Origin of the sequence: Saccharibacillus kuerlensis DSM 22868 (assembly GCF_000378145.1) — a bacterium.
Lineage (GTDB): Bacteria > Bacillota > Bacilli > Paenibacillales > Paenibacillaceae > Saccharibacillus > Saccharibacillus kuerlensis.
On record NZ_KB899282.1, the window covers coordinates 195,178 to 203,352 of the forward strand.

At 52.3% G+C, this 8,175-nt stretch carries 5 protein-coding genes; all 5 read right to left on the bottom strand.

Annotated elements, in window-relative coordinates:
- Position 1: 1 nt before the first annotated feature.
- The gene (locus F456_RS0109310; RefSeq protein WP_051086724.1) at positions 2-2,806 is read right to left on the bottom strand and encodes a Na+/H+ antiporter subunit A; all 2,805 of its coding nucleotides are present in this window, start codon (positions 2,804-2,806) and stop codon (positions 2-4) included.
- 88 nt (positions 2,807-2,894) lie between these two features.
- The gene (locus tag F456_RS0109315) at positions 2,895-3,548 is read right to left on the bottom strand and encodes a universal stress protein (protein ID WP_157060057.1); all 654 of its coding nucleotides are present in this window, start codon (positions 3,546-3,548) and stop codon (positions 2,895-2,897) included.
- Positions 3,549-3,742: 194 nt separating this feature from the next.
- On the bottom strand, positions 3,743-5,887 hold the full coding sequence (gene uvrC / locus F456_RS0109320) for an excinuclease ABC subunit UvrC (protein ID WP_018976752.1): 2,145 nt from the start codon (positions 5,885-5,887) through the stop codon (positions 3,743-3,745).
- A 206-nt stretch (positions 5,888-6,093) separates the two neighbouring features.
- Complete coding sequence (gene trxA, locus F456_RS0109325; RefSeq protein WP_018976753.1) at positions 6,094-6,414, bottom strand: thioredoxin; 321 nt, start codon at positions 6,412-6,414, stop codon at positions 6,094-6,096.
- 184 nt (positions 6,415-6,598) lie between these two features.
- Positions 6,599-7,546: a primosomal protein DnaI gene (gene dnaI / locus F456_RS0109330; RefSeq protein ID WP_026293766.1), complete on the bottom strand. Its 948-nt coding sequence runs from the start codon at positions 7,544-7,546 to the stop codon at positions 6,599-6,601.
- Positions 7,547-8,175: the final 629 nt, after the last annotated feature.

Below are 8,175 nucleotides of genomic sequence, written 5' to 3' on the forward strand. Positions count from 1 at the left end.
GTCAATCTTCCCCCTTTATCGTAAATATAATGTTCATGACAACGCCGACAACGGCCAGATACACGCCCAAATCAAACAGTACGGCGGTTGCTAATTCCGTTTTGCCCAGGATTGGCAGATAGAAGTAATCGAAGGCCTGACTCAGAAACGGTGCATCGAAAAGGAATGATCCCGCTCCCGTCAAAATAGCGATACTCAAACCTACTGCCGTCATCAGACGATAATCGACCCGAATCACACGGCGAATCGTATCCATTCCGAAAGATACCGCCAGCAGACTCAGCGCGGCCGCTGTCATCAGTGCCGCAATGAATCCGCCGCCCGGATTGTTATGTCCGGCAAAGAAGAGGTACAGCGAGAACGAAATAATAATCAGAACGATGACCCGCGACATTGTACGCAGAATCACATCGTTGGAAACGAGCGGGAAGCCCAAGCGGTGTGAGGCAGCCTTATTGGCAGCTTCGTCTTCCGGAGTCGTTTTGACACCCAACTTGATCAGTCCGTAAATGCCTAGGGAAGCGACGCCCAATACCATGATTTCAAACAGCGTATCGAAGCCCCGGAAGTCGACAAGAATAACGTTGACGACGTTTTTGCCGCCCGCCAGTTCGTAACTCTCGTTCAAGAAATAATTGGAGATCGGCTCGAACGGGCTGCTGCCCATTGCAGCCAACGCGATCAATGTCATAGTGACACCGACGCCACCGGCTACGATTAGGTTCGTCCATTTGAATGTAGGCTTTTCCTTCTCCCACTTCAACTTCGGCAGGAACTTGAAGCAGAGCAGGAACAGGATGACGGATACCGTCTCTACAATCATCTGCGTCAATGCCAAATCCGGCGCGCGGAAGATTAGGAACAGCGCAGTTACCATGTAGCCCGCTGCGCCGGTAAAGAGAATCGCATTGACTCTTGATCTTGCGAACGGCACAGCAGCCGAAGCGGCCAGCATAACAATGACCAGTACAACTTCATAGAACGTAATCGGCGCATAATCTTCCATGCCGAATGTGATGTCGGGCGATAACAGCAGCGTCCCGCCAAGCGCAGCAATCAGGAACAGGAAAATATAAATCAGATAATGACGGACCGAACCTGTCATGTACAGGTCAGTCGTCCGGCGGCCGCCGTTTTCCAACAGCGACAGTCCGCCATTATACAGCCGGTTAAGCGTATCCCGGCCACTCCACTCACGGTCCAACACGCGGAAGCGGGTATACGTCAGATACAGCAGCAGGCCCACCAATACGACGCCGATCGTCATCCACAGCTCCGGTGTCCAGCCGTGCCAGAAATAGATCGATACATGCACCGATTCGGGAGTCGTGCCTCCACCGCGAATAGCGGCGGTCGCCGAATCGATCAGCGCATAGGACAGCGTATCCGGAATGAAAGCGAAAATGAGCGCCAGCGAGACAAGCAGCACTGGAGCTGCCAACAGTCCGATCGAGGCTTCGTGCGGCAGCTTGTCCAACTGGTCGTTCTTGACTTTGCCGCCGAACGTCTTGAACACCAGAATCATGCTGTATACAAAAGTGAAGACGCTGGCCATCCAGGCGATAATCGGAAGCACCAGCATCCAAGAACCTGCATGTAATGCATCAAATGAACGAATGTTAACCATTGCGGTAAAGAACATTTCCTTACTCAAAAATCCGCTAAACGGTGGCAGACCCGCCATGGAGAACGAACCGATCAGAGCGATGACGAACGTAACCGGCATCAATTTCATCAGGCCGCCCAGTCTGCGCAGATCCCTTGTTCCCGTCTCATGGTCGACAATCCCGACTACCATGAACAGCGAACCTTTGAATACAGCGTGGTTAATCAGATGGAATACGGCTGCGGTTGTAGCAAGGCCGAAGAAAGCAACCTGTGCAGGATCTGTATAAAAAGCGGCTGCAGACCCTATCCCCAGCAAACTCATAATCAAACCGAGCTGACTGATGGTCGAGTAGGCCAGCAGCGCCTTGAGATCAGTCTGACGGATCGCTTTGAACGATCCGTAGAACAGCGTAATCAGACCGGTCAGCGAAACAATCCAGAACCATTCGGCAGCACCGGCAAATATCGGACTCATCCGTGCAACCAGATACAGCCCGGCTTTTACCATTGTTGCCGAGTGCAGATAGGCACTGACCGGCGTCGGCGCTTCCATCGCATCCGGCAGCCAGATATGGAACGGGAACTGAGCTGACTTGGTGAATGCACCCAGCAGGACGAGAATCATTGCCGGCAGGAACAGAGGATGATCGGTCAATCCACCAGCCTGCGCCGCAACCTCACGAATACTGTAAGTCCCGGTCATCGTATACAACAGGTTGAATCCGGCAAACATTGCCAGGCCGCCGAATACGGTGATGAGCATCGATTTCAGTGCGCCGTAACGGGAACGCTCGCGGCGGTACCAGAAAGCGATGAGCAGGAACGAAGCGACGCTCGTCAGCTCCCAGAAAGCGTAAAGAACCATCATGTTATCCGATAGGACAACGCCCAGCATGGCACCCATGAACATCAACAGATAGATATAGAAGTTGTGAATGGAATTCGACGTTTTTCCCATGTAAAACATCGAGTACCAAACGACAAACGCTCCGATGCCTGTGATGAGCAGAGCGAAGAGCAGGCTCCATCCGTCGAGTACCAGTGACAGGTCTATACCCAGTCCCGGCATCCACGGAATAGTAACGGCCAACGTTTCACCGGAACTGATTTGAGGCATGCGACTGATAAAATATGCGAACAAAGCCACCGGCACAGGCAAAACCGCCCAGCCGGGATGAATGCGAGGCAGTACACGCATCAGTGGAATAAGTGCAGCCCACAGAAACGGAATTAAAATAGCGATATGCAGCACGTGTAAGCGTTCCTCCTTTCCCGAAAAGGGGAGATCATTTCTCGACCCATTCCCCTTGTACAATTTTTAAATATTCGGCCTGTCCTTCCTTGACTACCTTGAACAGTCCGCTGTCGAAATCCGTATCGAGTTCCCTGAAAAAGATACCTTCCAGAGCCCTTTTTCCTTTGATCAGGGCTGCTTCGTACTCTTCTTCCGAAGACAGAACGCAGCGTCCCTTTTTCTCTACAAGATACGCAGCAAAGCCTTTCTCGTGCGACTCCTCAAGCATCTCCGGATAGCGCTGTACGGCAACAATATGCAGATCGATCGCACCGATCCGCTCTAACAGATCGTCCACAAAATCGCCGTGCGTAATTTCATGCCAGATCGACTGGCTGGCTCTCCCGATGACAATCTGCGTCACGTCCAATTCTCTGGCGGTTTCTGCGATAACGTCGGCCGCCCTTTTCCCTCCGCCGCATTTGCGCACCAGGAACTCCCCGCCGGCTTGTTCTGTTTGTTTGCGCCAGCCGGCAACATAACGTTCTTTCTCCAAGTTGTACTCTTCCCGTCTTGCCGGTGCAACTGTCAGGACACGCAGCGGCGCTCCGAGCAGTTCGGCCAGACGACTGCCTCGCTGGATCAGCCGCTGCCCATGGGGACCGTAATGTACGCAGACCAGTATGCTCTCTTCATGCCTCTCCATGACCAAATCCCAACCTCTCCTCTGCATAAAAATTATTTTTTTTGCATAAAAACTCGAAAAGCACAGAAGGAGCCTGCTAATGGCAGGCTCCTCCGGTTGAATCGTATACATTTAGTGTCCATTATATCGAGAGGAATCGAAAAAGTAAAGGCTGCTGGCAAACTAGCGGAATGGCAGCCAACGAAAAATGCTGCTCAGCTCTCGTTTTTGAGTGCCTCCAGAATCTGCCGGGCCAACTTGTCGCCAATCGACAAAGGACGGAAATCTTCAACCGACGCCTCGCGAATCTTTTTCAATGAGCCGAAGTGTTTCAACAGCAGTTGGCGGCGTTTATCGCCGACACCGGGAATCGAGTCCAGCTTTGATGTGACCATCGATTTGGCACGCTGTTCACGGTGAAACGAGATCGCGAAACGGTGAACTTCATCCTGAATACGCTGCAGCAAATAGAATTCCTCACTGTCTCTCGCAAGCGGTACCACTTCCGGCGGATCGCCGCTCATAAGCTGTGCCGTCCGGTGCTTGGCGTCTTTAACCAGACCGGCGACCGGCACGCTAAGGCCCAGTTCGTTCTCCAATACGTCGATTGCGATAGAAATCTGACCTTTGCCGCCGTCAACCAGCACAAGATCCGGCAGCGGCAGTCCTTCTTTTAATACCCGTTCGTAACGGCGGCGAATAACTTCTCGCATTGTTGCATAGTCATCCGCTCCCTTGACGGTACGAACCTTGTATTTACGGTACTCCTGCTTCGCCGGCTTACCGTCAAGGAAGACAACCATCGCCGAGACCGGATTTGTACCCTGAATGTTCGAGTTATCGAAGGCTTCTACACGGTGCAGGCTGTCCAGCCCCATGGCATCGCCAAGCCGATCAGCTGCGCCGCTTGTACGCTCTTCGTTTCGTTCGATCAAGCGGAATTTCTCTTCCAACGAGACCCGCGCATTCTCGCACGCCATTTCGACCATTTTGCGTTTGGAACCGCGCTTCGGCACCAGTGCCTTGACGTTCAACCACTGCTGCAGCGCTGCAGCGCCGTTCAAGTCGCCGAGCTCCGAAGCATGCTGTACCTCTTCATCGGACGAAGCCGCATACTCGCCCTGCGTCTCCGCAACCATCGGCAGCTCCGCTCCGGTGCCTGCCGCCTCAAATTCTTCAACATTCATGTCGGCAGCGTTTATTCCCGGCGCCGCTCCGGCCGTTCCTGCGTTCAATGCCGCTTGGGCAGACTCGCCGGCTTCTTCCGGTGAGTTCTCCTCACCGTCATCGCCATCCGCGTCTGCCGCTTCGTTCGCTGCCATAATGTCCGCACGCGAAGGTCCTATCGCAGAGCGCGCTTCCCCGGCAGCCGGAGCGCCGCTTCCAGCTTCGTTATAGGGAAGCAGAATCTCCTGCGGCAGCGCCGGATTGTCACTGTAATACTGCGTTACGTATGACAAGAAATCGGCGTACGCTTCGCCGTAGAACGGAAAGCTCGACGCGTGCCGTTCGATCATTTTGCCCTGACGGATGTATAAGATTTGAACGCACATCCAGCCTTTATCTACGGAATAACCGAATACATCGCGGTCTTTTTTATCTGTGGCATTGATCTTCTGCTTTTCCATGACCGTTTCGATATTGGCGATCTGATCGCGCAGTTCTTTTGCCCGTTCAAAATACAGATCTTCAGCCGCTTCTTCCATTTTACGACGAAGCTCTTTCTTGATCTCTTCGTGACTGCCCCCGAGAAAGCGTGCAATTTCGTCGCGGATACCTTCATAATCTTCTTTTTGAATATCTTTCACACAGGGTGCCAGACACTGACCCATGTGATAGTACAAGCAGACTTCCTTGGGCATAACGCCGCATTTGCGAAGCGGATACATACGGTCAAGCAGTTTCTTGGTCTGCTGGGCAGCATACGCATTCGGGTAAGGACCGAAATAGCGCGCTTTGTCTTTTAGCACGCGGCGCGTAACTTCAAGCTTTGGATGCCGCTCGTTTGTAATTTTGATATAGGGAAATGTCTTGTCGTCCTTGAGCAGAACGTTGTATCGCGGCTGGTGAAGCTTGATTAAGTTGCATTCCAGAATCAGTGCTTCCATATTGCTCGACGTTACAATATATTCAAAATCACGGATGTCCGCGACCAAACGCTGTGTTTTGCCTGCATGACTGCCTGTGAAATACGAGCGTACCCGATTTCTTAAAATTTTGGCTTTGCCGACGTAAATAATGGTGCCTTCTCTATTTTTCATCAAGTAGCAGCCCGGAAGCTCCGGCAGCAGCGCCAGTTTATCCCGGATATGCGCCATTGCTTTCTCCTGCTCCTGAATCGTTTCGAGGTGAGTATCCAATTCCGTTCAACCTCCCTGTCCGCGTCCGATGTATTTCTCTGGATGAATTACCCTCTTTTATTATACGCTAAAAATAGATGCTGCACACGAAAAGACGAACACCCGCTCTCCTTCGACGTTTCTCTGGCGAAAGACGCAAAAACCCCCGGCATTCTGCCGGGGGCTCCTGTATGCGTCCCAAAGGACACATCATGGTAAGAGCGGAATTATTGGTGTTTAGCCAGTACGCCTTTCAGCGCTTCCTTAGAGTTCACGCCGATCAGCTTGTCGACCGGTTGTCCGTCCTTGAAGAAGATCATTGTCGGGATGCTCATTACGCCGAAACGGGAAGCCGTTTCTGGATTTTCGTCAACGTTGACTTTAGCAATCTTTACGTTTGCGCCAACTTCGCCGTCAAGCTCGTCGAGGATCGGAGCCAGCATTTTACAAGGTCCGCACCAAGGTGCCCAGAAATCAACCAGAACCGTACCTTCGCCAGCTTCTACTTCCGTTCCGAAATTTTGGTCGGATACATTTACAATAGCCACGGAAAATTCCTCCTTAAATTTGCTTCAAAATTTATCTTAAAACGCACATCTAAAGATAACTTGCGTTTATCTACATGTCAATTATAACACGAAATTCAACTTACCGAAACAATAAATTGTATTTTTTGATAAACATCTATACTTTAGTAAGCGATAATGGCGTTTGACCTGACTTCTACCTCTGTTAGCCGCGCTTATTTTCGCCCAGCACACGAATTGTTTCTACAAATGGAGAGATTCGGTTCATCAGCCGTTGTCCCTTATACGCTTCTTCCCCGTCCTTGTTGGTGAAGCTGAGGTGCTTTTCCAAATCGCCCAGTGAATAGTTGGAGGTATAAAAGGTCGGCTTGCGATTCATACGGTGATTCAGAATGGAACCGAGTACGTGATCGCGCACCCAAGGGCCCATATTTTCCGCACCGATGTCGTCAAAGATCAGCAGATCCGTCTCTTTCATCAGCTCGACGGTATCACGCAGTTTCTCTCCGTCTTGGATCATTGATTTGACGTCTTCGACAAAGTCCGGCATATAAACGATCACACCGGAGTGACCTTCCTTGGCCAGTTCGTGCATCAGATAGCACATCAGGAATGTCTTTCCTGTGCCGAACGGCCCCTCCAAATACAGCCCTTTATGAGGAAGACCGACGGTCTTCGTCTCATTGATATAGCGGAATATACGGCTGACTGCCGGCGAACGCACGGGGTCCTTCAGCATGATCTCCACTTCGTCATAGCCTTCCTTGAGCGCACGCTCGTCTACGTAAAAGCTGCGGATGCGGCTGCTGATCAGCTGATCGCGTTCATGGGCAAGCTGCAAGTTGCAGCGGGCTTTATAATCCCGAATGCGCAGATTGCCGCCCACTTCGTCGACGCTGAGCTTCGTGTAATGTCCCTGAAAGTCGTTCGGACAGTTTTCCAGCCCCGGACAGTTTTCGCAGTGCTGCTTTTCTTTCATATATTCGTACAGCCGACTGAGGTTGCGGGTCAGCTCTTGTTCCGTCAGTTCCGGATAACGCAGTCTCAGTTGACGTACATCGGGCTCGTTTAAAATGCGTGTCTTCAGATCTTCCGTCTGCTGACGAATCCGCGATCCGCCGAACTGCTTCAATACGTCTCCGATCGAATCCATGGTCATGAGTTTTGTCCTCCTTTCGTGGGCTCCGTGATATCGGGGATCGCTCCGGCTTGGTTTCCTCCTTCGAACCGGCGGTTCTCGGGTAAAGGAAATCCAAAAGTCGCTCTCCCCGATATCACTCCGCCTGAGGGTTGGGTGACTGCGGGAAATCCATTGCTGCTTTCCCGCAGCGCTTGTTGGCGCGGCAGGTTCCTGTTCGACAAGGGTGGCTCGCAAGAATTCTGCTTGCGGGTGGGGCTCGGAAGGCGCCGACAGGATCGGCTGTCCTCGCGGGAAACCTTCGGAGCAGGCTCGGAAGGCGCCGATAGTTTCGGCTCTCCTCGCGGGAACCCTTCAGAGCAGGCTCGGAAAGCGCCGATAGTTTCGGCTCTCCTCGCGGAAAGCTTCAGAGCAGGCTCGGAAGGCGCCGATAGTTTCGGCTCTCCTCGCGGAAAGCTTCAGAGCAGGCTCGGAAGGCGCCGATAGTTTCGGCTCTCCTCGCGGGAACCCTTCGGAGCAGGCTTGGAAGGCGCCGATAGCTTCGGCTGTCCTCGCGGAAAGCTTCAGAGCAGGCTCGGAAGGCGCCGATAATTTCGGCTGTCCTCGCGGGAACCTTCAGAGACTAGGATACAGCATAGGATTAA

What these genes read in the sequence shown, in the direction of transcription:
- F456_RS0109310 (WP_051086724.1), bottom strand. Translation starts at nt 2,806, where the DNA reads ATGCGTGTACTGCCTCGCATTCATCCCGGCTGGGCGGTTTTGCCTGTG.
- dnaI (WP_026293766.1), bottom strand. Translation starts at nt 7,546, where the DNA reads ATGGATTCGATCGGAGACGTATTGAAGCAGTTCGGCGGATCGCGGATT.
- F456_RS0109315 (WP_157060057.1), bottom strand. Translation starts at nt 3,548, where the DNA reads ATGGAGAGGCATGAAGAGAGCATACTGGTCTGCGTACATTACGGTCCC.